The following is a 25,881-nucleotide window of genomic DNA, read 5'->3' on the forward strand; positions in this document are numbered from 1 at the left end:
TCCGTCATTCATAGTGATCGAACTGGGTCGTCGGCACCGGCTTGGCCGACACCGGCTCATAGCCGGGCACGTTCAGGCGCAGGATGTTCAACGGGTTGGAACCGATCTTGGAAAGGCCACGGAACTCCACCTGCAGGAAGACCCGCCCGGTGTAGCCTTGCGTGGTGTTGCGGAAGCGCTGGTAGACCACGCGGCCGACCCAGCAGTCGGCGGCGTACTCGACGCCGGCCAGCGCATCGACCATCTGGCTCGCGGTCAGGTCGAAGGCAAAGCGTGCGATGCCGTAGGCACGGCGCGTGATCGGCCACTGGCTTGACACCTCGAACTGGTCGATCGCGGTGTTGTCGGTCACCGAAGTCGGGCGGCGGTAGCGGTAGCCTGCATTAATCACCTTGCGCGACTCGGGCCGGTAAGAGACCGCCACGTTGCCGTAGTTGATCCGGTCGCTGTCCGGGTTGTACTGCACGCCCGCGTCCAGGTAATAGCCGCGGAACATCTGGATGGTGGTGGCCGCCAGCAGGTCCGAGAAACCCGCCTTGGGATCCGCCAGCGTGCCGTTGATCTGCACGCGCTGGCCGGTGAAGTCGTAGCGCTGCGCGATGGTGCCGCGGAAGCGTTCGATCCCGGTGTCGGCTTCGATCAGGCGCGTGGTCAGGCCGCCGGTCAGCTTGTTGTTGTCGGCGACGCGGTCGTAGCCGGTGAACGGGTTCTCGCTGAAGATCTGCCCGTAGCCGAAGTCGGACTGCACCGTGTCGAACAGCGGGAACTGGCTCTGGTCGCGGAACGGGGTGTACACGTAGAACAGGCGCGGCTCCAGCGTCTGCACATAGTTCACGCCGAACAGGCGGCTGACAGTCGGTGCCTCGCGCTCGAACGTCATGCCCGAGTCCAGGCTCATGGTCGGCAGCACGCGTGAGAAATTATTCTGCACCGTAGGCGTGTTGGAGGCTGCCTCCATCTGGTACTGGGTCGCGTTGAAGGTGACCTTCGGCGTCACGTACCAGCCTGCCCGCACGATCGGGTAGCTGATGCTCGGCTGGATAAACATGCGCTCGCCCTGCGGCTGCTGGAAGCCGGTGGACGTCAGCGGAATGCGGAAGCGCGTGTAGTCCGCTTCCACCTGCACGTCGAAGCCGCCGAGGTCATAGCGGATGTACTTGCCGTTGAGCTGCGGCACGCGCTCATACGACGGCTCGCTTGGACGCAGGGTCTGGAACTTCTGCACCCGAGCCAGGAACGTGAAATCCTGCCAGTTATAAGTAACGCCCCCTTCCTGCGTGTACTGGCGCAGCGTCGATTGCGACACGCTGCGGTTGAAATCGTCCGGGTACTGGTCGTCCGATACCCGGTTCACATTCAGGTAGGCATTGAGACCCTTGGCCAGGTTCTGGTTATGCTGGATCGAATAGGCCCAGCGGTTCGAATTGGTCTTCTTGTCGTCCGGCAGGAACTCGGCGCGCAGGCGCCCGTTGTAGCCCTGGCCAAGGTAACGGTACTCGCCGCCGAGCTGCAGGCCGCGCTCCGTCATCAGCCGCGGATAGATGGTCAGGTCGCGGTTCGGCGCGATGTTGACGTAGTACGGCGTGGTCAGGTCGAAGCCCGAACGCGAGCCGTAGCCCATCAGCGGCGGCAGGAAACCGCTGCGGCGGTCGTCGTTCAGCGGAAAGCTGAACGCCGGCGCCGCCGCGATCGGCACGCCGAAGAAATTCAGCACGCCGCCGTAGGCCACGCCCACCTGGCGGTCGTTGTCCAGGTCGATCCGGTTCGCGCTGAAATACCAGTCGGCGTTGTCCGGCGAACAGGTGGTGTATGACGCGTGCCTGGCGGTGCTGCGGTCCTTGTCCAGGAAGTCGATGCGCTCGGCCTTGCCCGAGCCGCCGGTCTGCTGGAAATAATAGTCCGGCGACAGCATATAGCCTTCGTTGGCCTCGACCTTCATCCGCGCCTCGGGGCCGACCGCCAGCGTGCCGCTGCGCGACATGCGCACATTGCCCTGCGCGAAGGCTTCGTCGGTGTCCTGGTCGTAGGTCAGCTTGTCGCCCTTGATCGCACCGCCGTCACGGCGCAGCTCGGCATGGCCTTCCAGCTCGACGCCGCGCTCGCTGTAGCCGGTCATGCGGTCGGCCTCGATAAAGGTCGGGGCGTCGGAGCCGGCGTCAGACTGTTTGCCGGGTTCGGCAAGCCGCGGCACCAGTTCGCCGGATTCCACGGGAAGCGGCGGCGCTTTCGGCGCGGCTTCGAACACCGGCTCGACCTGGTCGAGATCGGGGATCGCCGAACCGGACATCTGCGCGTGTGCGCCGGCCGAAAGGCTGGCCATGGCCAGCACCAGCGGCCGCAGCGCGCCCGCGTGCAGGCCGCCGGCGCGCCTGGCTCGGGCAGGAACGCTGGTTGGGGCAGGCGAAGGCAAGGCCCTGTTGTTCGGTGATCGTCGTTGTTCGGTCATTCGCACGGGTTGTCAGTCTCGGCGTCGGCTGCGGCCCGCCTGCAAGCCGCCAGCCCCCGCCGGAGCAGGCTGCGGGGCACCGAATGGCCCCACCCGGGGGCCGCCCGGCGCCCGGGTCTGGTCGGGTATTATACGGGGCAACCTAGGGTCGCCTTCCCGCTTACTTTCGGTTTCATTTACGTTTCCACTCTGCGCCCGTTCCCCACACGTATCTGTATGGCAGCTCTCCCCCACGACCCGCGCCTGGACCAGCTCAAGGCCTGGGTATCCGGACTTGGCCCGACTTGGTCCGCCGATCCCGATTCCTGCGCCCCCGCCTCGGCCGACGCCAGCTTCCGGCGCTATTTCCGCGTCAGCACCGGCCATCCGGCGCATCCCACCGCCATCGTGATGGACGCCCCGCCGGCGCACGAGGACTGCCGCCCGTTCATCCACGTATGCGGGCTGTTCGGCGCGGCCGGCGTGACCGTGCCGACCGTGCTGGCGCAGGACCTGGAGCAGGGTTTCCTGCTGCTGGCCGACCTTGGCAACCAGACCTACCTGTCGCGGCTCGATGACTCCACCGCCCACGGCATGTACGCCGACGCGGCCGCCGCGCTGGTCCGCATCCAGGCCGCCACCCGCCCCGGCGAGCTGCCGGCCTACGACCGCGCGCTGCTGCAGCGCGAGCTCGACCTGTTCCCGCAGTGGTATGTGGCCAGGCACCTCGGCGCCACCCTGACCGAGGCTCAGCAGGCGGACCTGCGCGAAGTGACTGAAGCGCTACTCGCCAATATCCTGGCGCAGCCGCAGGTCTACGTGCACCGCGATTTCCACTCGCGCAACCTGATGGTGCTCGACGGCGGCGCCAACCCGGGCGTACTCGACTTCCAGGACGCGGTGATCGGCCCGATCACCTACGACGCGGTCTCGCTGTGGCGCGACGCCTATATCGAATGGGACGAGGAGCAGCAGCTGGACTGGCTGATCCGCTACTGGGAGCGCGCGCGCAAGGCCGGCCTGCCGGTCAGCGCCGACTTTGGCGAGTTCTATCGCGATTTTGAGTGGATGGGCCTGCAGCGCCACCTCAAGGTGCTGGGCATCTTTGCCCGCCTGTACCACCGCGACGGCAAGGACGGCTACCTGGCCAACCTGCCGCTGGTGATGAAGTACACCCGCCAGGTGGCCGGCCGCTACACCGAACTGCGCAAGCTGATCCGGCTGCTGGACGCGCTCGAAGGCGTGGCCAGCCCGGCCGGCTACACGTTCTGACGCCGTGCCCGACAACCAGCCCGTTCTGCCCGACCACCGCGCGCCCGCCATCACCGCCGCCGGCGAATGGCTGGCCGGCGCGCGCGCGCTCGCGCCGATGCTGCTGGGCGTGGTGCCGTTCGGCCTGATCTACGGCGTGCTGGCCGTCGGCGCCGGCATGCCGGCGTGGCTGGCCTGCGCGATGAGCGTGGTTGTGTTCGGCGGCGCCTCGCAGATGATCCTGACCCAGTTGTGGACTGCCGGCACGCCGGCAGTGGTGATCACGCTGACGGTGGCCATGGTCAACCTGCGCCACGCGCTGTATTCCGCCACCATCGCGCCCACGCTCGCGCACCTGCCGCGGCGCTGGAAGGCGCTGATCGCCTACCTGCTGACCGACGAAGCCTTTGCCGCGATGACGCACCGGCTTGGCGACAGCGGCCCGCGCGCCCGCTACCGCCACTGGTACTACTTCGGCGGCGGCTTCGCGCTGTGGGCCAGCTGGCAGCTGTCGACGCTGGCCGGCGTGCTGGTCGGCGCCCAGGTGCCGCGCGACTGGCCGCTCGATTTCTTCCTGCCGCTGACCTTCATCGGCATCATCGTGCCGGGTCTGAAGCACCGCTCGCACGTGGCCGCGGCGCTGGCCGCCAGCGTGCTGGCGGTGGCCTGCTACAGCCTGCCGCACAAGCTCGGGCTGATGGTGGCGGCGCTCGGCGGCATTGCCGTGGGCATGCTGGTGCTGGGCCGCGGCAACCGCCCCGGGCAACGCCCGGCCAGCCGTGGCGCCGATGCCACGCCAGGCGGAACAGCCGGCAAGGAGGCCGCATGAGTGCGATGACCCTGCTGTGGGTCTTCCTTGCCGCGGGCCTGGCGACCTTCCTGATCCGCCTGTCGTTCATCGCCGTGGAAGGCCGCGTGCGGCTGCCGTCGTGGTTCCGCACCGCGCTGCAGTTCGTGCCGGCAGCGATGCTGTCGGCGCTGATCGCCCCTGACCTGCTGATGCAGCATGGCGAGCTTGCCCTCACCCCCGCCAACGCGCGGCTGGTGGCCGGCGTGGTGGCCATCCTGATCGCCGCTCGAACCCGCAGCGTGGGCTGGACCATCGCCGGTGGCATGGCCGCGCTGCTTGCCCTGGAGGCTCTGTTCTGATGAAGGCCATGATCTTCGCCGCCGGCCGCGGCGACCGCATGCGTCCGTTGACCGATACCTGCCCCAAGCCGCTGCTGGCGGTTGGCGGCAAGCCACTGATCGTCTGGAAGATCGAGGCGCTGGCGCGTGCCGGCCTGCGCGACATCGTCATCAACCATGCCTGGCTGGGCGGACAGATCGAAGCCGCGCTGGGAGACGGCAGCCGTTTTGGCGTGCGGCTGGCCTATTCTGCCGAGGGCACTGCGCTGGAAACCGCCGGTGGCATCGCACAGGCCCTGCCGCTGCTGTCCGCGCACCCGGAGCGCGGCGAGATCTTCCTGGCCGTGTCGGGCGACATTTTCTGCGACTACGACTTCCGCAGGCTGTTGCCTCGCGCGCACGACATGGCCGGCGCGCCCGCCCCGCGCATGCACCTGGTGATGGTGCCCAACCCGGACTTTCACCCGAACGGCGACTTCACCTTGCAACCGAACGGGCTGCTGACGCTCGACGGCAAACTGGCCAACGGTGGCGAACGGCTGACATTCGGCAATATCGGCCTGTACGACACGCGCCTCTTCACCGCCATCGAACCTGGCACCAAAATGCCGATGACACCCTACTACTGGGAGGCCATCGAGGCCGGCGCCGCTACCGGCGAACGCTTCGACGGACGCTGGGAGAACGTGGGCACGCCGGCGCAGCTGGCCGAGCTGGATGCGGCGCTTGCGACAGCAGCGCCTGTGGCGGCGCACGGGCGCTAGGTCGACTGACTGGGCGGGGGCTGGCAAGGCGCCCGGACGATCCCGCGGCCAGCGAGGCGCCAGCGGCGGTAGAATCGCCCTGATCCTCCTCATCCCAGGCCCTACCATGTCCTCACCCGACAACGCCCTCCTCGCCGCCTGCCGCGACCGCCGCGCCCGTGTGCTGCAGCACCTGCGCGCCGGCGGCGGCGGCGTGGCGATCCTGCCCACGGCGCCGGAAGCCATGCGCAACCGCGACAGCGACTACCCGTATCGGCACGACAGCTATTTCTATTACCTGAGCGGCTTTACCGAGCCCGATGCCGTGCTGGTGCTGGTGGCCGGCGCGCCGGGCGACCCCGCCGATGCCGACCGCAGCATCCTGTTCTGCCGCCCCAAGCATGAAGAGCGCGAGATCTGGGACGGTTTCCGTTTCGGCCCGGATGGCGCGCGCGCCGCGTTCGGCTTCGATGAAGCGCATTCGGTCGAAGAGATCGACGCCGCGCTCCCGCCGCTGCTGGCCAACCGCGCGCAGATCGCCTACCCGCTGGCCGACTCGACCCGCACCGACGTGCAGATGCGGCGCTGGATGGACGCCGTGCGCATGCAGGGCCGCGCCGGGGTGGCCGCGCCGTCGGTTGCGCTCGACATCCGCACCGTGCTCGATGAAATGCGCCTGTTCAAGGATGCCGGCGAGCTGGCCACCATGCGCCGCGCGGCGCAGATCTCCGCCGGGGCCCATGTGCGGGCCATGCAGGCCACCCGCGCCGGGCTGCGTGAATACCACCTGGAGGCGGAACTGCTCTATGAGTTCCGCCGCCATGGCGCGCAGAGCGTGGCCTATAACTCGATCGTCGCGGCCGGCCCCAACGCCTGCGTGCTGCACTACCGCGCCGGCCCCGCCGAACTGAGGGACGGCGACCTCTGCCTGATCGATGCCGGCTGCGAGTTCGACGGCTACGCCTCGGACATCACCCGCACCTTCCCGGTCTCGGGCCGCTTCTCGCCGGCGCAGCGAGAGCTGTACGACCTGGTGGTGGCCGCGCAGGACGCCGCCATTGCCGAGACCCGCGCCGGCGTGCCCTACAACGTGCCGCATGACGCCGCCGTGCGCGTGCTGGCACAGGGCATGCTCGATACCGGCCTGCTCGACCGCAACAAGGAGGGCACGCTCGACGATGTGCTCGCCAGCGGCAGCTACCGCCGCTTCTACATGCACCGCACCGGCCACTGGCTAGGCATGGATGTCCATGACGTGGGCGAATACCGCGTGGCCAGCCACGGCGGCGAAGGCGAGCGTCCGTGGCGACCGCTGCAGCCGGGCATGGTGCTGACCATCGAGCCCGGCATCTATGTGCGCCCGGCCGAGGACATACCCGAGCGCTATTGGCATGTCGGCATCCGCATCGAGGACGACGCCGTGGTCACCGAGGGCGACTGCGAGCTGATCACGCGCGGCGTGCCGGTGCTGGCCGACGAGATCGAGGCGCTGATGCGCGACAACGCGAGCGTTGCCGGAGGTCTGCGATGATCGGCTGGCTGCGCAGGATCTTTCCGGGCCAGGCCCGCAGCGGCAGCAATGCTGGCAGCGACCGCCGGCCCGATCCGTCCGAACCCTTCATCATCAACCTGTACGACGACCGCGTGGTGGTGCACCGCCCCGACGGCCAGCGCGAGGAAGTCGCCTGGGACACGCTCGAGCGCGTGGTGGTGCGGGTGTCCGACCGCGCGCCCTGGGCCGGCACGGCCTGGCTGATCCTGATCGGCACGCCCGATTCGGGCCAGGGCTGCGTGGCGCCGCTGAATGCCGCCAACCATGGTGCACTGCTTGAGCAGCTGCGCGCACTGCCGGGTTTCAACCACCAGAAGCTCGAGAACGCGCTGCGCGACGCTGCGGCCGGCAAGTCGCGCTCGGATGCGATCTGCTGGAAGCGCGATGCGGCAGCACCAACGGAGGCGGATGCGGGTCATGCAGGAGGCAGCGACGATGCCGGCCGCGCAGCCTGATTTCCAAAGCCTGCGCGATATCGCCATCGTCGGCGGCGGCCCGGTCGGGCTGGCGCTGGCCTGCCAGTTGCTCCGCACTACCGGCTGGCGCCTGACACTGGTCGATGCCGCCACGCCGGCGCGCGCCGCGCGCGATCCGCGCGCGATCGCGCTGTCGCATGGCAGCCGCCAGCTGCTGGAGCAGATCGGCGCCTGGCCGGTGCCCGGCAGCCCGATCGAGCATATCCATGTCTCGCAGCGCGGCCGCTTCGGCCATGTGCGGCTGCACCATGACGACTACGGCGTGCCGGCGCTCGGTTACGTGGTCCGCTACGGCGACTTGTGCGAGGCACTGGAGCGCGCGCTCGCCCATGCCGCGCAGGCGGCGGGCGAAGGCCGGCTGCAGCGCGTGTTCGAGACCCGCATCGACCAGATCGCACAGGAGCACGCGCCGAGCGCCGCGGACGATCCCGATGCCGGCGCCGTGCGACTGGCCGGCACCGGCCACGACGGCCAGGTGGAGCACCTGGCCGCGCGCCTGGTGGTGCAGGCCGAGGGCGGGCTGTTCCACCAGCAGGCCGCCCACCAGGGTCGCGGCGCGCGCACGCGCGACTATCGCCAGACCGCGGTGATCGCCCATGTGACCTGCTCGCGCCCGCAGCCGGGCTGGGCCTGGGAGCGCTTTACCGACGAAGGCCCGCTGGCGCTGCTGCCGCACGAGGAGCACGGCGTGCCGGGCTATGCGCTGGTGTGGTGCTGCCCGCCGGAGCAGGCCGCGCGGCGCATCGCGCTGCCGGAAGCGGAGTTCGCGGCGGAACTGGGCCGGGCCTTTGGCGACCGCATGGGCCATTTCACGCTGGCCGGCAAGCGCCATGCCTTCCCGCTCGGCCTGAATGCGGCCCCGGTGACCGTCAACGGCCGCGTGGCGGCCGTCGGCAATGCCGCGCAAACGCTGCACCCGGTGGCCGGACAGGGGCTCAACCTGGGCTTGCGCGACGCCTTCGCGCTGGCCGATTCGCTGCGCAGCGCCTGCACGCCGCAGGCGCTGCAAGCCTTCGCCAGCCGCCACCGGCTCGACCGCGCCGTCACCATCGGCGTGACCGACCTGCTGCCACGCGTGTTCGGCATCTCCTACCCGCTGGCCGCGCACGCGCGGGGCGCGTCGCTGGCCGTGCTGGCCTGCCTGCCGCCGCTGCGGCACGCGCTGGCGCGCCACATGATGTTCGGGATGCGTCGCTGACCTCGCCAGTGGCGCAAGCGCCACGCGCATGGCGGCGTTTGCGCCACGGTCCCTGCCGGGTTGCGCTCCGGATGCTCAAATCTTGGGCAATGGCGATGGTTTGGCGGTAGAATCCTGCCCTCGCACATGTCCCGATCCAACGCCGGCAGCAGTTTCGGCAGGGGCATGTTTTTCCGTTTCGTCTTCCGTCTCAGAGCAGGCTGTCCCGATCCCTTCCCTGGCGCCATCCGCGCCGCGAGGGCGCTACGGTCACCGGGACGGCCTCTCAGAACCGCCGCCCAACCGTGCAGATCGGACCTCACCAACTCCGCAACAACCTGTTTGTCGCCCCGATGGCGGGCGTGACGGACCGGCCCTTCCGCCAGCTGTGCAAGCAGCTCGGCGCGGGCTATGCGGTGTCGGAAATGGTGGCGTCCAACGCACAGCTGTGGAAGAGCGAGAAAACCATGCGCCGCGCCAACCACGCCGGCGAGGTCGAACCCATCGCCGTGCAGATCGCCGGCGCCGAGCCGTCGATGATGGCCGAGGCCGCGCGCTACAACGTGGACCGCGGCGCGCAGATCATCGACATCAACATGGGCTGCCCGGCCAAGAAGGTGTGCAACGTCGCCGCCGGCTCGGCCCTGCTGCAGAACGAGCCGCTGGTGGTGCGCATCGTCCAGGCCGTGGTCGGCGCCGTGGGCGACCGGGTGCCGGTCACGCTGAAGATCCGCACCGGCTGGAACCGCGAGAACCGCAATGCGCTGCGCATCGCGCACATGGTCGAGGATGCGGGCATCAGCATGCTGACCATCCACGGCCGCACCCGCGCCGACCTGTACCACGGTGACGCCGAGTACGAGACCATTGCCGCGGTCAAGGCAGCGGTCTCGATCCCGGTGGTCGCCAACGGCGACATCACCACGCCGCAGAAGGCCAAGCAAGTGCTGGCGCTGACCGGCGCGGACGCGATCATGATCGGCCGCGCGGCGCAGGGCCGGCCCTGGCTGTTCCGTGAGATCGAGCACTTCCTGAAGACCGGCGAGATGCTGCCGTCGCCGGAAGTGGCCGAGATCCGTGCCATCATGAATGCGCACCTGGAAGACCACTACGCTTTCTATGGCGAATTCACCGGCGTGCGCACCGCGCGCAAGCATATTGCCTGGTACACGCGCGGGCTGCGCGGCGCCAACCTGTTCCGCCACCGCATGAACACGCTGGAGAGCACCGCCGAACAACTGGCGGCGGTCAATGCGTTCTTCGACGAGCAGGCGCAGATCTCTGACCGGCTGGTGTACGTGGACGACGCAGCACAAGACCAAGACGAAGCGAACAACAACAAAAACGGGGAGTTGCTTGCCGCATGAGCCGCAACGCTATCGACCAGTGCATCCGGGAAAGCCTGGACACTTATTTTCGCGACCTGGACGGCGAAGAGCCGTCGAATATGTACAACATGGTGCTCGAGGCGGTCGAACGGCCGCTGCTGGAAGCCGTGATGGTGCGCGCCGAGCGCAACCAGTCGCTGGCCGCCGCCTATCTGGGCATCAATCGCAATACGCTGCGCAAGAAGCTGCAGCAGCACGGTTTACTTTGAATTTGAAGCGTCTCCCACAGCCATGATCAAGCAAGCCCTACTCTCCGTTTCCGACAAGACCGGCATCGTCGATTTCGCGCGCGAACTGAACGCGCTCGGCGTCACGCTGCTTTCCACCGGCGGCACCGCCAAGCTGCTGGCCGACAGCGGCCTGCCCGTGACGGAGGTGGCCGACTACACCGGCTTCCCGGAAATGCTCGACGGCCGCGTCAAGACGCTGCACCCGAAGGTGCACGGCGGCATCCTGGCGCGCCGCGACCTGCCCGAGCACATGGCCGCGCTGGCCGAGCACGACATCCCGACCATCGACTTGCTGGTGGTGAACCTGTACCCGTTCCAGCAGACCGTGGCCAAGGATGACTGCACCCTGCCCGACGCGATCGAGAACATCGACATCGGCGGTCCGACCATGCTGCGTTCGGCGGCCAAAAACCATCGCGACGTGACCGTGATCGTCGACCCGGCCGACTATGGCGTGGTGCTCGACGAAATGCGCGCCAACGCCAACAGCGTCGGCTACGACACCAATTTCCGCCTGGCCACCAAGGTGTTCGCGCACACCGCGCAATACGACGGCGCCATCACCAACTACCTGACCAGCCTCGGTGCCGACAAGTCGCACCAGGGCCGCAGCGCCTACCCGCAGACGCTGAACCTGGCCTTCGACAAGGTGCAGGAAATGCGTTACGGCGAGAACCCGCACCAGTCGGCCGCGTTCTACCGCGACCTGAAGGCCGTGGACGGCGCGCTGGCCAACTACGTGCAGCTGCAGGGCAAGGAACTGTCGTACAACAACATCGCCGACGCCGATGCGGCCTGGGAATGCGTCAAGTCGTTCGACGCCGCCAGCGGCGCCGCCTGCGTCATCATCAAGCACGCCAACCCGTGCGGCGTGGCGCTCGGCGCGAATGCGCTGGAAGCCTATGACAAGGCCTTCAAGACCGATTCGACCTCGGCCTTCGGCGGCATCATCGCCTTCAACGTCGAGCTGGACGAAAGCGCCGCGCAGGCCGTGGCCAAGCAGTTCGTCGAAGTCCTGATCGCCCCGTCGTTCAGCGCCGGCGCGCGTGCCGTGTTCGCGGCCAAGCAGAACGTGCGCCTGCTCGAGATCCCGCTGGGCAAGGGCATCAACCAGTATGACTTCAAGCGTGTCGGCGGCGGCCTGCTGGTGCAGAGCCCGGACGCCAGGAACGTGCAGCCGTCCGAGCTGCGCGTGGTGACGCGCCGCCACCCGACCCCGAAGGAAATGGACGACCTGATGTTCGCCTGGCGCGTGGCCAAGTTCGTCAAGTCCAATGCCATCGTGTTCTGCGGCGGCGGCATGACGCTGGGCGTGGGCGCGGGCCAGATGAGCCGCGTCGATTCGGCCCGCATCGCCAGCATCAAGGCGCAGAACGCCGGCCTGACGCTGGCCGGCTCGGCAGTGGCATCGGACGCGTTCTTCCCGTTCCGTGACGGCCTGGACGTGGTGGTCGACGCGGGCGCGACCTGCGTGATCCAGCCTGGCGGCTCGATGCGCGACGACGAAGTGATCGCCGCCGCCGACGAGCGCGGCATCGCCATGGTGGTGACCGGCACGCGGCATTTCCGCCACTAAGTACTGGCAGTGCTTGCAGTCTTGCCTGGCAAGGCCGCCGGCTCCCGAAGCGGTTTCGTTCTCCTGCAAGGGAAAGCGAAACCGCTTTTTGCATTAGGTGCCGGCGCAAAAGGCAATACACTAGCGACGGCATCCACCCTACCCACCCAATGCGAATCCTAGGCATCGACCCCGGCCTGCGCACCACCGGCTTCGGCGTGATCGAGAAGCACGGCAACAAGCTTGCCTACGTGGCCTCGGGCACGATCAAGAGCGACGGCAATTCAACGCTGCCGGAACGGCTGAAGACGCTCTACGACGGCATCAGCGAAGTGTCGCGCACCTATGCACCCGACTGCGCCGCGATCGAGAAGGTCTTCGTCAACGTCAACCCGCAGTCCACGCTGCTGCTCGGCCAGGCCCGCGGCGCGGCGATCTGCGGGTTGGTGGGCTACGGCTTGCCGGTGTTCGAGTACACCGCGCTGCAGCTGAAGGTGGCGGTGGTCGGCTATGGCCGCGCCAACAAGGCGCAGGTGCAGGAAATGGTGACGCGGCTGCTGATGCTGCCCGGCCAGCCCGGCAGCGATGCGGCGGATGCGCTCGGCGTGGCGATCTGCCATGCCAACGGCAGCGATACCCTGGGCACGCTGTCGGGCCTGGCGCCCGACCTGGTGCGCAAAGGCATGCGCGTGCGGCGCGGGCGGCTGGTCGGCTGAGCACGCCAGCGGCTGGCGCTTGCTGCGCCCGCTTCCCCATCTTTTACAATCGGGCCTTGGTCTCACCACAGGAACGCTGCATGCCTAGCCAGTCCCGATTGAGCGCGCCGCGCCGGCGCCCCAGCCTCTTCCCTGTTCTTGCCTTCCGGCGCTGGCTGTTTCCGGCCGCCGCGGCCTGCGCCGCGCTGGTCGCGGGCTGCGCCACCGCGCCGCGCCCTAAGCCCGTGTCCGCGGCTCCGGTGCCGGCACCCACCGCGAGCGCTGCGCCTGCGGCCGCCGCCACCCAGCCTCCCAAACCGCTGGTGATCGCCCATCGCGGCGCCAGCGCACTGCGCCCCGAACATACGCTTGCCGCCTACGCCAAAGCCATCGAGGACGGCGCCGACGCCATCGAGCCCGACCTGGTCATGACACGCGACGGCGTGCTGGTAGCGCGCCACGAAAACGACATCACCGGCACCACCAATGTGGCCGAGCTGCCGCAGTTTGCCGAGCGCAAGCGCACCAAGGTGATCGACGGCGAGCGCGTGAGCGGCTGGTTCACCGAAGACTTCACGCTGGCCGAGCTCAAGACGCTGCGCGCGCGTGAGCGTATCCCGCGCCTGCGCCCGGACAATGCGCGCCTGAACGACCAGTTCGAGGTGCCGACCTTCGACGAGATCGTGCGCCTGGCCGAGCAGGCTGCGCTGCGCACCGGCAAACCCATCGGCATCTACGCGGAGCTGAAGCACCCGAGCTACTTCCGCGGCATCGGGCTGCCGCTCGAGGACAAGCTGGTGGCCGCGCTCCGGGCACAACCCTACCTGCGCAACGCACCCGTTTTTATCCAGTGCTTCGAGACCGGCAGCCTGCGCGCGCTGCGGCGCACGCTTGGCAGCGGGCAGCCCAACGTGAAGCTGGTGCAGCTCATCGGCAACCCGCGCAAGGGCCCGGCCGACTGGAAGCTGGCGGGCGACGGCCGCACCTTCGGCGACATGCTGGGCGCGACCGGCCTGCGCGAGGTGGCGGCCTATGCCGACGGCATCGGCCCCGAGAAGAGCAGCGTGGTGCCGCGCGATGCGCAGGGCGCGCTGGCTGCGCCGACGCCGGTGGTGCGCCAGGCGCATGCTGCCGGGCTGTTCGTCCATCCCTACACCTTCCGTCCGGAAAACAGCTTCCTGCCCAAGGCGCTCCAGACCGGCGGCGACGACGCCACGCGCAGCCCGTCCGGCATGGAGCGGGAGGTGCAGGCCTTTATCGCGGCCGGCATCGATGGCTTCTTCACCGACGACCCGGCGCTGGGCCGGCGCGCGGTGGATACGCCGGCGCGCTGACCCGGCCGTGCGGCCGCTGGGCTACACTTGCGGCCGCCTGTTCCCTGACCCCCACCTTCCATTCCCTCCTCCGCACCATGATCGGACGCATCGCCGGCACCCTTATCGAGAAGAATCCCCCGCACCTGCTGGTCGATTGCCACGGCGTCGGCTACGAGGTGGACGTGCCGATGAGCACCTTCTACAACCTGCCCGCGGTGGGCCAGCCGGTGACGCTGCTGACGCAGCTGATCGTGCGCGAGGACGCGCACCTGCTGTACGGCTTCGGCACCGCATCGGAGCGCAACACCTTCCGCGAGCTGATCAAGATCACCGGCATCGGCGCGCGCATGGCACTGGCGGTGCTGTCGGGCATGTCGGTGCCCGAGCTGGCGCAGGCCATCACGCTGCAGGAAGCCGGCCGCCTCACGCGCATTCCCGGCATCGGCAAGAAGACCGCGGAGCGGCTGCTGCTCGAACTCAAGGGCAAGCTGGGCGCGGAGCTGGGCCACGTGCCGGGCACGCCGGCGGTGCCGGACAGCGCCGTCGACGTGCTCAATGCGCTGCTGGCGCTGGGCTACTCGGAGAAGGAAGCCGCCGCCGCGATCAAGCAGGTGCCGGCGGGGACCGGCGTGTCGGATGGCATCAAGCTGGCGCTCAAGGCATTGTCCAAGGCTTGAGACCTGCATAGGCGCGTAGAATGGCGGATTGTTGCCGCTGTCCGGGCCCCTGACCACCATGATCGAAACTGACAAGCTTGCCGCCCCCGCCCGCGTAATTGCCGCCACCCCCGCCTCGTCGCAGGAGGAGGCGTTCGAGCGCGCGCTGCGGCCCAAGCTGCTGGACGAATATGTCGGCCAGGAAAAGGTGCGCGGGCAGCTCGATATATTCATGCACGCCGCGCGCAACCGGCGCGAGGCGCTGGACCACGTGCTGCTGTTCGGCCCGCCGGGCCTGGGCAAGACCACGCTGGCCCACATCATCGCGCGCGAGATGGGCGTCAACCTGCGCCAGACCTCGGGCCCCGTGCTGGAGCGCCCGGGCGACCTGGCCGCGCTGCTGACCAACCTGGAAGCCAACGACGTGCTGTTCATCGACGAGATCCACCGGCTCTCGCCGGTCGTCGAGGAAATCCTGTACCCGGCGCTCGAGGACTACCAGATCGACATCATGATCGGCGAGGGCCCGGCGGCGCGCTCGGTCAAGCTCGACCTGCAGCCGTTCACGCTGGTGGGCGCCACCACGCGTGCCGGCATGCTGACCAACCCGCTGCGCGACCGCTTCGGCATCGTGGCGCGGCTGGAGTTCTATACCGCCGATGAGCTGGCCCGCATCGTCACGCGCTCGGCGCAGCTGCTGCATGCACGCATCGATCCGCAGGGCGCGCTGGAAATCGCCCGGCGCGCGCGCGGCACGCCCCGTATCGCCAACCGGCTGCTGCGCCGGGTGCGCGACTACGCCGAGGTCAAGGGTGACGGGAACATCACCCGCGCCATGGCCGACGCGGCGCTGGCCATGCTGGACGTGGACAGCGTCGGCTTCGACCTGATGGACCGCAAGCTGCTGGAAGCCGTGCTGCACAAGTTCGGCGGCGGCCCCGTGGGCGTGGACAACCTGGCCGCGGCCATCGGTGAGGAGCGCGACACCATCGAGGACGTGCTCGAGCCCTACCTGATCCAGCAAGGCTACCTGCAGCGCACGCCGCGCGGGCGCGTGGCCACGGCTGCCGCCTACCGGCATTTCGGCCTGGCCAACCCGCAAGGCAGCGGCGCCAGCGAGCTGTTCGGCGACGCCTGACAGGCGAGCTGCAGCGCAGAACTGACGCCTTGGCAGGGCCCCGGCGCAGCACCAATTAAACGTTTTAATTTCGCGCTCCAAATTTTTTCGAAGTGGATTGCTGGCCCGTGGCCGATTGTCCACAATGGCTTTATCGGCACCGGCCCGGTGCTGCGATGGCCGCGCCCCGCCAGGCACGGCACCTTTACAAATACGTCAAGGAAAGCCAATGATTCGCCATTCGTCCAGCCTGCTCGCCGCAGCCCTCGCCGCCACCGCGTTCGCCGCCGGCAGTGCCAACGCCCAGCGCCCGCCGGCGCCGGTCGGCGTGGCCGAAGAGGCGGTCATCAGCGGCAAGATCGTCGATATCGATCCCCAATCCAAGGCCGTGCTGGTCCAGGGCCCGCGCGGCAACGTGGTCGAACTGGTGGCTGGCGACGAAGCCCGCAACTTTGGCCAGATCCGCAAGGGCGACATCCTCACGGTGGCGCGTGGCGCCGCGCTGGTCGCCGCGCTTGAGCCGGTCGACAGCAAGGCCACCGCACTGGCCGAATCGGTCGACCGCACCACGCGCGCCGCCGAGGGCGGCAAGCCCGGCATCATGCGCGAGATCACCACCACAGTGACCGCACAGATCACCAAGGTCGACCCGGCCAAGCGCCTGATCACCTTCCGCGGTCCGCGCGAGACGCTGCGCACCGTGAAAGTGCAGGATCCGGCCATCGACCTGAACGGCATCAAGCAGGGCCAGATGGCCAAGATCGTCTACCGTGAAGTCGTGGCCATTACGGTCAAGGCACCCGCGGCAGCCGCAGCCAACTGAGCCACTGAGCCAGACGCGGTACTTTTCCCATCAGGAGGTTACCTATGAATCGTCGCCACTTTGTTACCCGGGTTGCCGGATCGGGCCTGCTCGTTGCCACCGCAATGGCGGCAGGCTGCACCACCACCGGCACCAGCGCCTCGAAGGACCCGGTCGCCAAGAAGCAGGAAATCGATGCAGGGGTGGACGGAGCGCTGAACCGGCTGTTCTCCGCCAATCCCGGCGCACGCGACCTGGCGCAGCGTGCGCAAGGGGTCCTGGTGTTCCCGCGTGTCATCTCGGCCGGCCTGGTGGTAGGCGGCGAGTACGGCGAGGGTGCGCTGCGATCGAAGGGCGCGACGGTCGGCTACTACAGCACGACGCAGGCCTCGGTCGGGCTGACCGCCGGCGGGCAGTCCAAGGCCGTCATCATCATGTTCATGACCCCGGAGGCCTACAACAAGTTTGTTGCCAGCAAGGGCTGGACCGCCGGCGCCGATGCCAACGTGGCGGTGGCCAAGGTCGGCGCGGACGGCAGGCTCGACACCCTGACCAGCCAGCAGCCGGTGATTGCCTTTGTGCAGACCAATGCCGGCCTGATGTTCGACGTCTCGGTAAACGGCTCCAAGATCAGCAAGCTGGATATCTGACCCGGCTGCGCCGCTCCACCTGAAGTTCCCGGCTTCGGCCGGGAATTTTCATTTCAGGCGGCCGCAGCAACGCTTGCGCACGCCGCGGCAGAATCCGGGGCCCGCTGGCATAATCGCGCCCAAAACACCGCGCGCCAGCGCGTCCGACCGGGAGCCCCCATGTCCGCCATCCCCGCCAGCGCAGGCCCCGCCGGCCGCGTCTACCGTTACTATGACTTCGTCATGGTGGCCTTTGTCACCGTGCTGCTGTGCTCGAACCTGATCGGCGCGGCCAAGGCGGCACAGGTGACGCTGCCCGTGATCGGCACGGTGACCTTCGGCGCCGGCGTGCTGTTCTTCCCGATCTCCTACATCTTCGGCGACGTGTTGACCGAGGTCTACGGCTACGGCCGCGACCGGCGCGTGGTCTGGGCCGGCTTTGCCGCGCTGGCTTTCGCCACCTTCATGAGCCTGGTGGTGCTGAACATGCCGGTCGCGCCCTTCATGGCGGACTACCAGAAAAGCCTGCAGGACGTGTTCGGCAACACCTGGCGGATTGCACTCGGCTCGCTGATCGCCTTCTGCTGCGGCAGCTTCACCAACAGCTACGTGCTGGCCAAGATGAAGCTGTGGACCTCGGGGCGGTGGCTGTGGACGCGCACGATCGGCTCCACGCTGGCCGGGGAGCTGGTCGACTCGTCGCTGTTCTACGTGATCGCCTTCTACGGCATCTGGCCGCTGGAGAAGGTGATCCAGGTGGCAGTGGCGCAGTACGTGCTGAAGACCGGCTGGGAAGTGGTGATGACACCGGTGACGTACAAGGTGGTGGGGTTCCTGAAGCGGGCCGAGAACGAGGATTATTTCGACCGCAATACCGACTTCACCCCGTTCCGCGTCCGCGTGTAGCGCTAAGGCACGCGCCGGTCCACCTCGTCCAGCGCCAGGTTTTCAAGGTGGCTGACATCGCCCCACTGCGCCAGCGTCAGGTGGCTGCTGTCGCTGCGTAGCCGGTTGACGCTGGCATTGAGCAGTTCATGCTGGCGCGGCGCTTCCAGCGTCATGCCGGTGGCCTCGCGGTACAGGCAGTCGAGCACGCCGCCGTGCGCCACCAGTGCGATACGCTCACCGGGATGCCGGCGCGACAGCGCCAGCACCACCTCGACCGCGCGCTCATGGAAGCCCAGCAGCGACTCGCCTTCAGGCGGTGCGTAGTCCGGAACGCGCGCCTGCCAGCGGGCGAAATCCTCGGGCAGGTGCTCGGCCACTTCGGCGTAGGTCTTGCCCTGCAGCGTGCCGTAGCTGCGCTCGCGCAGGCGCGCATCGGGGCGCACCTGCAGCCCGAGCACCTCGGCCAGCGGCGCAGCGGTTTCCATCGCACGCGACAGGTCGCTGGCATAGACCGCATCGATCGGCTCGCCCGCCAGCGCCGTGGCCAGCGCGCGCGCCTGGGCGCGGCCGGTCTCGTTCAGGGGAATGTCGAGCTGGCCCTGCAGCCGGCGCTCCCGGTTCCAGGCCGTTTCGCCGTGGCGGATCACGATCAGGTGGGTATAGGCCAGCGAATGCGGCCCGGGGCTTTGCGACATGCCGTTTCCTTCGGGATTTCCTTGAGGCCGGCGCCGCGCGGCTGGCGCGGCGCCGGCCAGGCGTTATTTCGCCAGATTAGGGTTCAGCGTATAGGTGCCGGTGAGGCTGGCCTGCGCCAGCACATGGCCCTGGATCGCCTCGCGCACCTGCGCGCCGGTGAAGGTGCCATCGAGCGGCAGCCGGTCGATGTCCAGCGCATACAGCGTGAACACGTAGTGGTGCAGCAGCGTGTCGTTCCACGGGGGGCACGGGCCGTCATAGCCGTAGTAGTCGCCCTTCATGTCGGCATCGCCGGCGAACCAGCCGGTGTAGTCGTTGATGCCGTGGCGCAGGCCGCCCGCAGTGGCGGTGCCGCCGGTGGCTTCGGGGCCCGGCTTGCCGCGCGCGATCACGCCGTCGCTGTGCGAGCCCGCCGCGATCGAGGTCAGCCCCGGCGGGATGTCGACCAGCACCCAGTGGAAGAAGTCCACGCGCGGCAGCGCGGCCGGCACTTCGCGGCCTTCCTGGTTGACGTCGTCGCCCTTGCTGGGGACGTCGCGGTCGTGGCAGATCAGCACGAACGAGCGCGTCTCGGCCGGGGCGTCTTCCCAGCGCAGGTCGGGATTGCGGTTGTTCGACAGGGCCACGTGGGCAGCGGCGTCGGGCACGCAGAAGGCGAACTCGCCGGGAATCGGCGCGTTGTCGTTGAAGGACTTGCTCCAGAGTTTCATTTGTCTCTCCTGTCTTGATGCCGCGCCGGAGCGCGGCAGCTTGAAATCTGTTCAGGCCGGCGGCACCCGCAGCCAGAAGGTGACCGGGCCGTCGTTGACCAGGCTGACCTGCATCATCGCGCCGAACTCGCCGGTCTGCACTTGCGGATGGGCGGCGCGCGCCTGCGCCACGAAATGCTCGTACAGGCGCCGGCCGTCCTCGGGCGATGCCGCGGGCGTGAAACTCGGCCGCGTGCCGCTGTTGGTATCGGCCGCCAGCGTAAACTGCGACACCACCAGCAGCCCGCCGGCGTTGCCGTTGCCGTCCATGTTCTGCACCGGCAGGTTCATCTTGCCGGCCGCATCGGAAAACACCCGGTACGACAGCATCTTGGCCAGCAGCCGCTCGGCCTGCGCCTCGGTGTCGCCGCGCTCGGCGCAGACCAGCGCCAGCAGGCCGGCGCCGATTTCACCGGTGGTGCGGCCTTCGACCGTGACGCGGGCCTGGGCCACCCGCTGGATCAGCGCGATCATCCCGGCCGCCTCAGGCCAGCGTCACGCGCGCGAAGCGGCGCTTGCCGACCTGCACGACATAGGTGCCCGCCGCCACCCTGGTGGCCTTGTCGCTGACCGTGGCGCCGTCGATCTTGACGCCGCCCTGCTCGATATTGCGGTTGGCTTCCGAGGTGGACGGCACCAGGTTGGCCTGCTTGAGCAGCTGCGCGATGCCCAGCGGCGCGCCAGTCAGACTCACTGCCGGGATATCGTCCGGCACGCCGCCGCGGGCGCGGTGGTTGAAATCTTCCAGCGCCTTCTCGGCATCGGCCTGGCTGTGGAAGCGCGCCACGATCTCCTGCGCCAGCAGCACCTTGCAGTCGCGCGGATTGCGGCCCAGCGCGATTTCCTGCTTCATCAGCTCGATCTCGGCCAGCGGGCGGAACGACAGCAGCGTGTAGTACTGCCACATCAGGTCGTCCGAGATGCTCATCAGCTTGCCGAACATCTCGTTGGGCGCCTCGGTCACGCCGACGTAGTTGCCCTTTGACTTGGACATCTTCTCGACGCCGTCCAGGCCAACCAGCAGCGGCATGGTCAGGATGCATTGCGGCTCCTGGCCGTATTCCTTCTGCAGCTCGCGCCCGACCAGCAGGTTGAACTTCTGGTCGGTGCCGCCGAGCTCCAGGTCTGACTTGAGCGCGACCGAGTCATAGCCCTGCATCAGCGGGTAGAGGAACTCATGCACGGAGATCGGAATCCCGGAGCGGAAACGCTTGGTGAAGTCGTCGCGCTCCATCATGCGCGCCACGGTGTACTTGGCCGCCAGCTGGATCATGCCGCGCGCGCCCAGCGGATCGCACCACTCGCTGTTGTAGCGGATTTCGGTGCGGGCCGGGTCCAGCACCAGGCTGGCCTGGCGGTAGTAGGTCTGGGCGTTGGCCTCGATCTGCTCGCGCGTGAGCGGCGGGCGCGTGCTGTTGCGGCCCGACGGATCGCCGATGGTCGAGGTGAAGTCGCCGATCAGGAAGATCACCTGGTGGCCGAGGTCCTGCAGCTGGCGCAGCTTGTTCAGCACCACGGTGTGGCCGATATGGATGTCGGGCGCGGTCGGATCCAGGCCCAGCTTGATGCGCAGCGGCACGCCGGTGGCCTCGCTGCGCGCCAGCTTCTGCGCCCACTCGGATTCGATCAGCAGTTCGTCGCAGCCTCGCCTGGAGACTTCCAGGGCCTGCATCACCGACGGCGTCAGGGGGTATTTGGCCGTGGGGCCCGTGGCAACTTCAGTCATGACGTAAGTCTTTGAAATACTTGAAATTTTAGGAAATTTCCTGACAGCCGCCAGGGCCGGATTTTGGTATAATCCGCGATTCCCGGCGCCTACGGAAGCCTTTCCAGTGCGCTACCCGCCACTTTATGCAGCAATGCAGGCGGCCAAATAACAGTGAAGAGCCCGCGCCGCACCTCGGGGGAGGAAGGCAGACGAGACACATCGTCCCCGGCAGCGGTGCTCAGACCAAGGTTGAATTTTACGTGATGTGGTCCAGACTCCGCGAAGTTTTCGCGCGTGAGCTGGTGGTTCTTGTCGATCCGACCAACCCCCAGCACGCGCGGCGGCGCAAACAACTGACGGCCTCGGTGGGCGCAATCTTCACGCTCGGCATGGCCGCGGCGATGGGCGTTGCGCCGCGCAGCGCCTTTGACGATCCGCTCGCACCGCGCACGCAGCAGGCGCTGCGCATGCCCGACGTGCGCGAGCAACTTGAACAGCTTACCGGCAGCCAGGCCGTCTACGTGCGCGAAGAACGCATGCAGCGCGGCGACACCATCGCCAGCCTGCTCAAGCGGCTGGGCGTGGACGATGCCGATGCGCAGGCGTTCATTGTCAAGAACCCGACCGCGCGCGGCCTGTTCAACCTGAACCCGGGCCAGGCGGTGCAGGCGGAGATCGACGAAAGCAACACGCTGGTGTCGCTGCAGGCCAACCTGGGCGGCGACGCAGCCGCCTCGCGCGAGCTGGTGATCGAGCGCGTGCGCGCGGCCAGCGACAACACCGCCGCCACCTACAAGGCCAAGGTGCAGCGCGTCGACAATGACGTGCACTACGAGATGGCCTCGGGCGCGATTTCCGCGGGCGGCTTCTTCAAGGCCATGGACGCGGCCAACGTGCCCGACGAAGTCGTGCAGCAGATGCTGTCGATCTTCTCCGGCGTGATCGACTTCCACCACGACATCGCCAGCGGCGACCGCTTCCGCATCATCTACGAAGCGGGCTTCCGCGACGGCACCTTCGTGCGCAACGGCCGCGTGGTCGCACTGGAGCTGATCAACCGCAACCAGCTGCACCAGGCGCTGTGGTTCGCGCCCGAAGACAGCAAGGACGGCGGCGCCTACTACACCTTCGACGGGCGCAGCATGAAGCGGCCGTTCCTGCGTTCGCCGGTGGAATTCTCGCGCGTGTCGTCGGGCTTCGGCGGCCGCGAGCATCCGCTGCATCATGACTGGGCGCAGCACAAGGGCGTGGACTTCGCCGCCCCGACCGGCACCAAGGTGCTGGCCACCGGCGACGGCGTGGTCGAGTTCGTGGGCCAGCAGAACGGCTACGGCAATATCGTCATCCTGAACCATGCCAACGGCTACTCGACCTACTACGCGCACCTGTCCGGCTTTGCCGGCATGCGCCAGGGCCAGCCGGTGCGCCAGGGCCAGCTGATCGGCTATGTCGGCTCGACCGGCTGGGCCACCGGCCCGCACCTGCACTATGAGTTCCGCTTCAACGACGTGCCGCAGAACCCGCTGACCATCACGCTGATGGAATCGCCGACGCTGACCGGCAAGTCGCGCCAGGAATTCCTGACCTACACCAGCGGGCTGCTCAGCCGCATCAATGCGCTGCGCACCTACAACGTGCTGACCGCCTCCAACTGACCGCGCCCATCGTGACCCAGCCCGTGACTGGCAGCGAACGCTATATCGGCATCATGTCCGGCACCAGCATGGACGGTGCCGACGCGGTGCTGGTGGATTTCAGCGGTGCGCGGCCCGCCGTGCTGGCGGCCGCCAGCCAGCCCTTCCCCGACACGCTGCGCGCGGCCTTTGCCGCCCTGCAGCAGCCGGGCGAGGACGAGATCCATCGCGAGGCGCTGGCAGCCAATGCGCTGGCGCAAGTCTACGCCGGCTGCGTGGCGACACTGCTGAGCGAGGCCCAGGTCGACGCGGCCGCGGTGGCCGCCATCGGCGCCCACGGCCAGACTATCCGCCACCGGCCGGGCCTGTACGACGGCATCGGCTACACTCGCCAGAGCCAGCATCCGGCGCGGCTGGCCGAGCTGGCGGGCATCGACGTGGTGGCGGACTTCCGCAGCCGCGACCTCGCCGCCGGCGGCCAGGGCGCGCCGCTGGTGCCGGCGCTGCACCATGCGCTGTTCCGCAGCGACACCGAAACCCGCGTTGCCTGCAATATCGGCGGCATCTCCAATATCAGCATCCTGCCCGCGGCAGGCGGCGCCGTCAGCGGCTTCGACTGTGGCCCGGGCAATGCGCTGCTCGACTACTGGATCGGCCGCCACCGCCAGCTTCCCTTCGACAGCAACGGCGACTGGGCCGCCAGCGGGCGTGTCGACGCCGCACTGCTGGCGCAGTGCCTGGCCGAGCCCTACTTCAGCGCGGCGCCGCCCAAGAGCACCGGGCGCGACCTGTTCCATCCGGGCTGGCTCGAAGCCCGGCTTGCCTCGTTCCAGCACCTCACGCCTGCCGCTGTGCAGGCGACGCTGGCGGCGCTGACGGCCGAGGCCATCGCGCGCGACGTGCGCACCCATGCGCCCGATGCGCGCCGCCTGATCGTCTGCGGCGGCGGCGCCCGCAATGCGTTCGTGATGGCACGGCTGGCGCAGGCATTGCCCGGCGTGGCCATCGAGACCTCGGAAGACTATGGCGTGCCGGTGTCGCAGGTCGAAGCGATCGCCTTTGCCTGGCTGGCACGCCAGTGCCTGCTGCGCCTGCCCGGCAACGTGCCCACCGTGACCGGCGCCGCCGGGCCGCGCGTGCTGGGCGCGATCTATCCGCGCTAGGGCAGGCGCATCGCGCCGCCCGCCTCCACCCAATCCATGAACGCCTGCGCCAGCGGCGAGGCCCGCATGGCCGGCGAGCGCGCCAGCACCACGCGCTGCGGCGTCACTGGCTCGCGCAGCGGCAGGCAGGCGATTGGCACGCCGTCGTAGCTTTGGTCGCCGGCCGGGCGCGTGCACGACAGCGCCACGCCATAGCCGTGCGCCACCAGTCCGCGCTGCATCTCGAAGGTCTGCGTGTACTGGTGCAGCACCGGGTGCAGGCCATGCGCCCAGAACAGCGACAGGAAGTACTCGCGCGTTTGCGGGATGTCCTCGAGGATCAGCCGTTCGCCGGCCAGGTCGGCCAGGCTCACATCGGTGCCGCTTGCCAGCGGATGGCCGGCGGGCAGCAGCGCATAGGGTGCCAGTTCCGCCAGCGTGCGGCGCTCGGTGCGGGCATCGAGCCCCAGTTCATAGGTCAGCGCCAGTTCGGCCTTGCCCGCCTGCAGCGTGCGGTGGACGGTGGCCAGGTCGGCCTCGAACAAGGTCACCGAAATGCCCGGATGGTGCCGGCGCAGCCCCGCCAGCAGGCGTGGCGCAAAGTACGGCCCAAGGTCCTGGAAGCAGGTCAGCGAGAGCTGGCCGATCAGCCCCCGGCCGGTGGCGTCGTCCACGGTGAGGCCGGCCGCCAGCGCGAGGATGTCTCGCGCCCGCCCCAGCAGGCGCTGCCCTGCCGGCGTCAGGGACAGCCCGCGGCTGACCTGGCGCTTGAACAGAGGCTCCCCCAGGGTGTCTTCCAGCTGCGCGATCGCGGTGGAAACAGAAGGCTGCGACACATGGCGCGCACGAGCCGCCGCGCTGATGCTGCCGTGCTCGGCTGCAGCGACAAAGTATTCGAGCTGGCGGAAGGAGAAGGGAATCATGATTTCCTATATCGCAACATAGGAAATATATGCTTTTCCTATCCACTATGCATGGCGATACTGGGCACATCGCCCCCCACACAAGATCGCCATGAACATCACCCAGGAACAGATCGACACCTACCAGCGCGACGGCGTGCTGGTGCTGCGCGGCGCCTTCACCGACTGGGTCGAACGGCTGCGCGACGGCTTTGCGCAGAACCTGGCCGAGCCCGGTCCCTTCGCCATCGAGAACGTAAGGCCCGGCGAAAGCGGGCGCTTCTTCGAGGACTACTGCAACTGGCAGCGCATTGCGCCGTTCGATGACTTTATCCGCCAGTCGCTGGCGGCCGCCATTGCCGGGCGCATCATGCAGTCACAGGCGGTGCAGGTGTTCCACGAACACATCCTGGTCAAGGAGCCCGGCACGGCCAAGCCCACGCCGTGGCACCAGGACCTGCCCTATTACTGTGTCGACGGCACCCAGACCGCGAGCTACTGGATCCCGCTGGATCCGGTGACGCAGGCCAACACCCTGCGCGTGGTGGCTGGCTCGCACCGCTGGCCGCGGCTGGTGCGGCCCAAGCGCTGGGCCAGCAACGAGAACTTCTATGGGGGCGACGATGCCTTCATGGAGATGCCGGACGTGGAGGATGGCAGCCACACCCTGCTCGCCCCCGAACTTGAGCCAGGCGATGCCGTGGTGTTCGACTTCCGCACCGTGCACGGCGCCGCCGGCAATACCGGCACCGGGCGCCGGCGCGCGTTCTCGGCGCGCTTCCTGGGCGACGACGTGCGCTTCATGCAGCGGCCCGGGCGCACTTCGCCGCCCTTCCCCGGCATCGATCAGCAGACCGGCGAGCGCATGCGCGAAGACTGGTTTCCCGTGGTCTGGCGCGCCGCGCAGTAAGCCATCGCGGAAAAGAAAAAACGCACCCGAAGGTGTAATGCCGTTCAGTTAAGACTGAACGGCATTTTTCATTGTTAGCCGCCGAAGCAGTTGTAAACCGCAAGCCGCAATG

General features: G+C 68.3%; 26 protein-coding genes. 20 read left to right on the forward strand and 6 right to left on the reverse strand.

The window, feature by feature from the left end; all coding sequences use genetic code 11:
• Window positions 1-4 precede the first annotated feature (4 nt).
• Window positions 5-2,446: an LPS-assembly protein LptD gene (locus AC3WVS_RS05165; RefSeq protein ID WP_492317670.1), complete on the reverse strand. Its 2,442-nt coding sequence runs from the start codon at window positions 2,444-2,446 to the stop codon at window positions 5-7.
• A gap of 216 nt (window positions 2,447-2,662) precedes the next feature.
• Here AC3WVS_RS05165 and AC3WVS_RS05170 point away from each other — a divergent pair, with 216 nt between their 5' ends.
• The 17 genes from AC3WVS_RS05170 (at window position 2,663) to AC3WVS_RS05250 (ending at window position 18,046) form a co-directional block, all read left to right on the forward strand.
• Window positions 2,663-3,697 (forward strand): aminoglycoside phosphotransferase family protein, encoded by a 1,035-nt coding sequence (locus AC3WVS_RS05170; protein ID WP_492317671.1) that lies wholly within the window; start codon window positions 2,663-2,665, stop codon window positions 3,695-3,697.
• 4 nt (window positions 3,698-3,701) lie between these two features.
• Window positions 3,702-4,505: an AzlC family ABC transporter permease gene (locus tag AC3WVS_RS05175; RefSeq protein WP_492317672.1), complete on the forward strand. Its 804-nt coding sequence runs from the start codon at window positions 3,702-3,704 to the stop codon at window positions 4,503-4,505.
• The gene (locus AC3WVS_RS05180; RefSeq protein WP_010813881.1) at window positions 4,502-4,825 is read left to right on the forward strand and encodes an AzlD domain-containing protein; all 324 of its coding nucleotides are present in this window, start codon (window positions 4,502-4,504) and stop codon (window positions 4,823-4,825) included. Before AC3WVS_RS05175 ends, AC3WVS_RS05180 begins: the two co-directional genes overlap by 4 nt.
• A complete protein-coding gene (gene murU, locus AC3WVS_RS05185; RefSeq protein ID WP_492317673.1) occupies window positions 4,825-5,568 on the forward strand; it encodes an N-acetylmuramate alpha-1-phosphate uridylyltransferase MurU in 744 nt (247 codons plus the stop codon). Before AC3WVS_RS05180 ends, murU begins: the two co-directional genes overlap by 1 nt.
• 106 nt (window positions 5,569-5,674) lie before the next feature.
• Window positions 5,675-7,078, forward strand: coding sequence for an aminopeptidase P N-terminal domain-containing protein (locus tag AC3WVS_RS05190; protein WP_492317674.1), 1,404 nt, complete (start codon window positions 5,675-5,677; stop codon window positions 7,076-7,078).
• On the forward strand, window positions 7,075-7,554 hold the full coding sequence (locus AC3WVS_RS05195) for a hypothetical protein (RefSeq protein WP_010813884.1): 480 nt from the start codon (window positions 7,075-7,077) through the stop codon (window positions 7,552-7,554). Before AC3WVS_RS05190 ends, AC3WVS_RS05195 begins: the two co-directional genes overlap by 4 nt.
• Window positions 7,535-8,773, forward strand: a complete 1,239-nt coding sequence (locus AC3WVS_RS05200; RefSeq protein WP_492317690.1) for a UbiH/UbiF/VisC/COQ6 family ubiquinone biosynthesis hydroxylase — start codon at window positions 7,535-7,537, stop codon at window positions 8,771-8,773. Before AC3WVS_RS05195 ends, AC3WVS_RS05200 begins: the two co-directional genes overlap by 20 nt.
• Before the next feature lie 284 nt (window positions 8,774-9,057).
• Window positions 9,058-10,119: a tRNA dihydrouridine synthase DusB gene (dusB, locus tag AC3WVS_RS05205; protein ID WP_454749237.1), complete on the forward strand. Its 1,062-nt coding sequence runs from the start codon at window positions 9,058-9,060 to the stop codon at window positions 10,117-10,119.
• Complete coding sequence (locus AC3WVS_RS05210; protein WP_010813887.1) at window positions 10,116-10,349, forward strand: Fis family transcriptional regulator; 234 nt, start codon at window positions 10,116-10,118, stop codon at window positions 10,347-10,349. The genes dusB and AC3WVS_RS05210 overlap by 4 nt, the downstream gene beginning before the upstream one ends.
• 22 nt (window positions 10,350-10,371) lie before the next feature.
• Window positions 10,372-11,946: a bifunctional phosphoribosylaminoimidazolecarboxamide formyltransferase/IMP cyclohydrolase gene (gene purH / locus AC3WVS_RS05215; protein ID WP_492317675.1), complete on the forward strand. Its 1,575-nt coding sequence runs from the start codon at window positions 10,372-10,374 to the stop codon at window positions 11,944-11,946.
• A 149-nt stretch (window positions 11,947-12,095) separates the two neighbouring features.
• Window positions 12,096-12,641, forward strand: coding sequence for a crossover junction endodeoxyribonuclease RuvC (gene ruvC / locus AC3WVS_RS05220; RefSeq protein WP_010813889.1), 546 nt, complete (start codon window positions 12,096-12,098; stop codon window positions 12,639-12,641).
• Between the two features lie 80 nt (window positions 12,642-12,721).
• The gene (locus AC3WVS_RS05225) at window positions 12,722-13,954 is read left to right on the forward strand and encodes a glycerophosphodiester phosphodiesterase (RefSeq protein ID WP_492317676.1); all 1,233 of its coding nucleotides are present in this window, start codon (window positions 12,722-12,724) and stop codon (window positions 13,952-13,954) included.
• A gap of 77 nt (window positions 13,955-14,031) precedes the next feature.
• Window positions 14,032-14,613, forward strand: a complete 582-nt coding sequence (ruvA, locus tag AC3WVS_RS05230; RefSeq protein WP_010813891.1) for a Holliday junction branch migration protein RuvA — start codon at window positions 14,032-14,034, stop codon at window positions 14,611-14,613.
• Between the two features lie 58 nt (window positions 14,614-14,671).
• Window positions 14,672-15,730, forward strand: a complete 1,059-nt coding sequence (gene ruvB, locus AC3WVS_RS05235; RefSeq protein ID WP_010813892.1) for a Holliday junction branch migration DNA helicase RuvB — start codon at window positions 14,672-14,674, stop codon at window positions 15,728-15,730.
• A 208-nt stretch (window positions 15,731-15,938) separates the two neighbouring features.
• On the forward strand, window positions 15,939-16,532 hold the full coding sequence (locus tag AC3WVS_RS05240; protein WP_492317677.1) for a hypothetical protein: 594 nt from the start codon (window positions 15,939-15,941) through the stop codon (window positions 16,530-16,532).
• 44 nt (window positions 16,533-16,576) lie between these two features.
• Window positions 16,577-17,161: a BPSL1445 family SYLF domain-containing lipoprotein gene (locus tag AC3WVS_RS05245; protein ID WP_010813894.1), complete on the forward strand. Its 585-nt coding sequence runs from the start codon at window positions 16,577-16,579 to the stop codon at window positions 17,159-17,161.
• Window positions 17,162-17,320: 159 nt separating this feature from the next.
• Window positions 17,321-18,046, forward strand: coding sequence for a queuosine precursor transporter (locus tag AC3WVS_RS05250; protein WP_010813895.1), 726 nt, complete (start codon window positions 17,321-17,323; stop codon window positions 18,044-18,046).
• A gap of 2 nt (window positions 18,047-18,048) precedes the next feature.
• Here the strand turns inward: AC3WVS_RS05250 and AC3WVS_RS05255 are convergent, their stop codons facing one another.
• From AC3WVS_RS05255 to tyrS, 4 genes are all read right to left on the reverse strand, one after another.
• Window positions 18,049-18,723 (reverse strand): histidine phosphatase family protein, encoded by a 675-nt coding sequence (locus tag AC3WVS_RS05255; protein WP_010813896.1) that lies wholly within the window; start codon window positions 18,721-18,723, stop codon window positions 18,049-18,051.
• Window positions 18,724-18,786: 63 nt separating this feature from the next.
• Complete coding sequence (locus AC3WVS_RS05260; protein WP_010813897.1) at window positions 18,787-19,434, reverse strand: YbhB/YbcL family Raf kinase inhibitor-like protein; 648 nt, start codon at window positions 19,432-19,434, stop codon at window positions 18,787-18,789.
• Window positions 19,435-19,485: 51 nt separating this feature from the next.
• Window positions 19,486-19,947 (reverse strand): D-aminoacyl-tRNA deacylase, encoded by a 462-nt coding sequence (dtd, locus tag AC3WVS_RS05265; protein WP_010813898.1) that lies wholly within the window; start codon window positions 19,945-19,947, stop codon window positions 19,486-19,488.
• Window positions 19,948-19,957: 10 nt separating this feature from the next.
• Window positions 19,958-21,199, reverse strand: coding sequence for a tyrosine--tRNA ligase (gene tyrS / locus AC3WVS_RS05270; RefSeq protein WP_492317678.1), 1,242 nt, complete (start codon window positions 21,197-21,199; stop codon window positions 19,958-19,960).
• A gap of 245 nt (window positions 21,200-21,444) precedes the next feature.
• Between tyrS and AC3WVS_RS05275 the strand changes: the two genes are divergently transcribed.
• The gene (locus AC3WVS_RS05275) at window positions 21,445-22,836 is read left to right on the forward strand and encodes a M23 family metallopeptidase (protein WP_492317679.1); all 1,392 of its coding nucleotides are present in this window, start codon (window positions 21,445-21,447) and stop codon (window positions 22,834-22,836) included.
• An 11-nt stretch (window positions 22,837-22,847) separates the two neighbouring features.
• Complete coding sequence (locus AC3WVS_RS05280; protein ID WP_492317680.1) at window positions 22,848-23,978, forward strand: anhydro-N-acetylmuramic acid kinase; 1,131 nt, start codon at window positions 22,848-22,850, stop codon at window positions 23,976-23,978.
• Here the strand turns inward: AC3WVS_RS05280 and AC3WVS_RS05285 are convergent.
• On the reverse strand, window positions 23,975-24,880 hold the full coding sequence (locus tag AC3WVS_RS05285) for a LysR substrate-binding domain-containing protein (RefSeq protein ID WP_492317681.1): 906 nt from the start codon (window positions 24,878-24,880) through the stop codon (window positions 23,975-23,977). The two genes, AC3WVS_RS05280 and AC3WVS_RS05285, sit on opposite strands and share 4 nt — an antisense overlap.
• Before the next feature lie 91 nt (window positions 24,881-24,971).
• Here AC3WVS_RS05285 and AC3WVS_RS05290 point away from each other — a divergent pair, with 91 nt between their 5' ends.
• On the forward strand, window positions 24,972-25,769 hold the full coding sequence (locus tag AC3WVS_RS05290; protein WP_492317682.1) for a phytanoyl-CoA dioxygenase family protein: 798 nt from the start codon (window positions 24,972-24,974) through the stop codon (window positions 25,767-25,769).
• The last annotated feature ends 112 nt before the right edge of the window (window positions 25,770-25,881 follow it).

The organism is Cupriavidus sp. CPT47-8839-RL05A, assembly GCF_058792255.1.

Excerpts from the sequence above, each read along its gene's own strand:
- AC3WVS_RS05165 (WP_492317670.1), bottom strand. The coding sequence starts at position 2,446 with ATGACCGAACAACGACGATCACCGAACAACAGGGCCTTGCCTTCGCCT.
- AC3WVS_RS05170 (WP_492317671.1), top strand. The coding sequence starts at position 2,663 with ATGGCAGCTCTCCCCCACGACCCGCGCCTGGACCAGCTCAAGGCCTGG.
- AC3WVS_RS05180 (WP_010813881.1), top strand. The coding sequence starts at position 4,502 with ATGAGTGCGATGACCCTGCTGTGGGTCTTCCTTGCCGCGGGCCTGGCG.
- murU (WP_492317673.1), top strand. The coding sequence starts at position 4,825 with ATGAAGGCCATGATCTTCGCCGCCGGCCGCGGCGACCGCATGCGTCCG.
- AC3WVS_RS05190 (WP_492317674.1), top strand. The coding sequence starts at position 5,675 with ATGTCCTCACCCGACAACGCCCTCCTCGCCGCCTGCCGCGACCGCCGC.
- AC3WVS_RS05195 (WP_010813884.1), top strand. The coding sequence starts at position 7,075 with ATGATCGGCTGGCTGCGCAGGATCTTTCCGGGCCAGGCCCGCAGCGGC.
- AC3WVS_RS05200 (WP_492317690.1), top strand. The coding sequence starts at position 7,535 with ATGCCGGCCGCGCAGCCTGATTTCCAAAGCCTGCGCGATATCGCCATC.
- AC3WVS_RS05210 (WP_010813887.1), top strand. The coding sequence starts at position 10,116 with ATGAGCCGCAACGCTATCGACCAGTGCATCCGGGAAAGCCTGGACACT.
- purH (WP_492317675.1), top strand. The coding sequence starts at position 10,372 with ATGATCAAGCAAGCCCTACTCTCCGTTTCCGACAAGACCGGCATCGTC.
- ruvC (WP_010813889.1), top strand. The coding sequence starts at position 12,096 with ATGCGAATCCTAGGCATCGACCCCGGCCTGCGCACCACCGGCTTCGGC.
- AC3WVS_RS05225 (WP_492317676.1), top strand. The coding sequence starts at position 12,722 with ATGCCTAGCCAGTCCCGATTGAGCGCGCCGCGCCGGCGCCCCAGCCTC.
- ruvA (WP_010813891.1), top strand. The coding sequence starts at position 14,032 with ATGATCGGACGCATCGCCGGCACCCTTATCGAGAAGAATCCCCCGCAC.
- ruvB (WP_010813892.1), top strand. The coding sequence starts at position 14,672 with ATGATCGAAACTGACAAGCTTGCCGCCCCCGCCCGCGTAATTGCCGCC.
- AC3WVS_RS05240 (WP_492317677.1), top strand. The coding sequence starts at position 15,939 with ATGATTCGCCATTCGTCCAGCCTGCTCGCCGCAGCCCTCGCCGCCACC.
- AC3WVS_RS05245 (WP_010813894.1), top strand. The coding sequence starts at position 16,577 with ATGAATCGTCGCCACTTTGTTACCCGGGTTGCCGGATCGGGCCTGCTC.
- AC3WVS_RS05250 (WP_010813895.1), top strand. The coding sequence starts at position 17,321 with ATGTCCGCCATCCCCGCCAGCGCAGGCCCCGCCGGCCGCGTCTACCGT.
- AC3WVS_RS05255 (WP_010813896.1), bottom strand. The coding sequence starts at position 18,723 with ATGTCGCAAAGCCCCGGGCCGCATTCGCTGGCCTATACCCACCTGATC.
- AC3WVS_RS05260 (WP_010813897.1), bottom strand. The coding sequence starts at position 19,434 with ATGAAACTCTGGAGCAAGTCCTTCAACGACAACGCGCCGATTCCCGGC.
- dtd (WP_010813898.1), bottom strand. The coding sequence starts at position 19,947 with ATGATCGCGCTGATCCAGCGGGTGGCCCAGGCCCGCGTCACGGTCGAA.
- tyrS (WP_492317678.1), bottom strand. The coding sequence starts at position 21,199 with ATGACTGAAGTTGCCACGGGCCCCACGGCCAAATACCCCCTGACGCCG.
- AC3WVS_RS05275 (WP_492317679.1), top strand. The coding sequence starts at position 21,445 with ATGTGGTCCAGACTCCGCGAAGTTTTCGCGCGTGAGCTGGTGGTTCTT.
- AC3WVS_RS05285 (WP_492317681.1), bottom strand. The coding sequence starts at position 24,880 with ATGATTCCCTTCTCCTTCCGCCAGCTCGAATACTTTGTCGCTGCAGCC.
- AC3WVS_RS05290 (WP_492317682.1), top strand. The coding sequence starts at position 24,972 with ATGAACATCACCCAGGAACAGATCGACACCTACCAGCGCGACGGCGTG.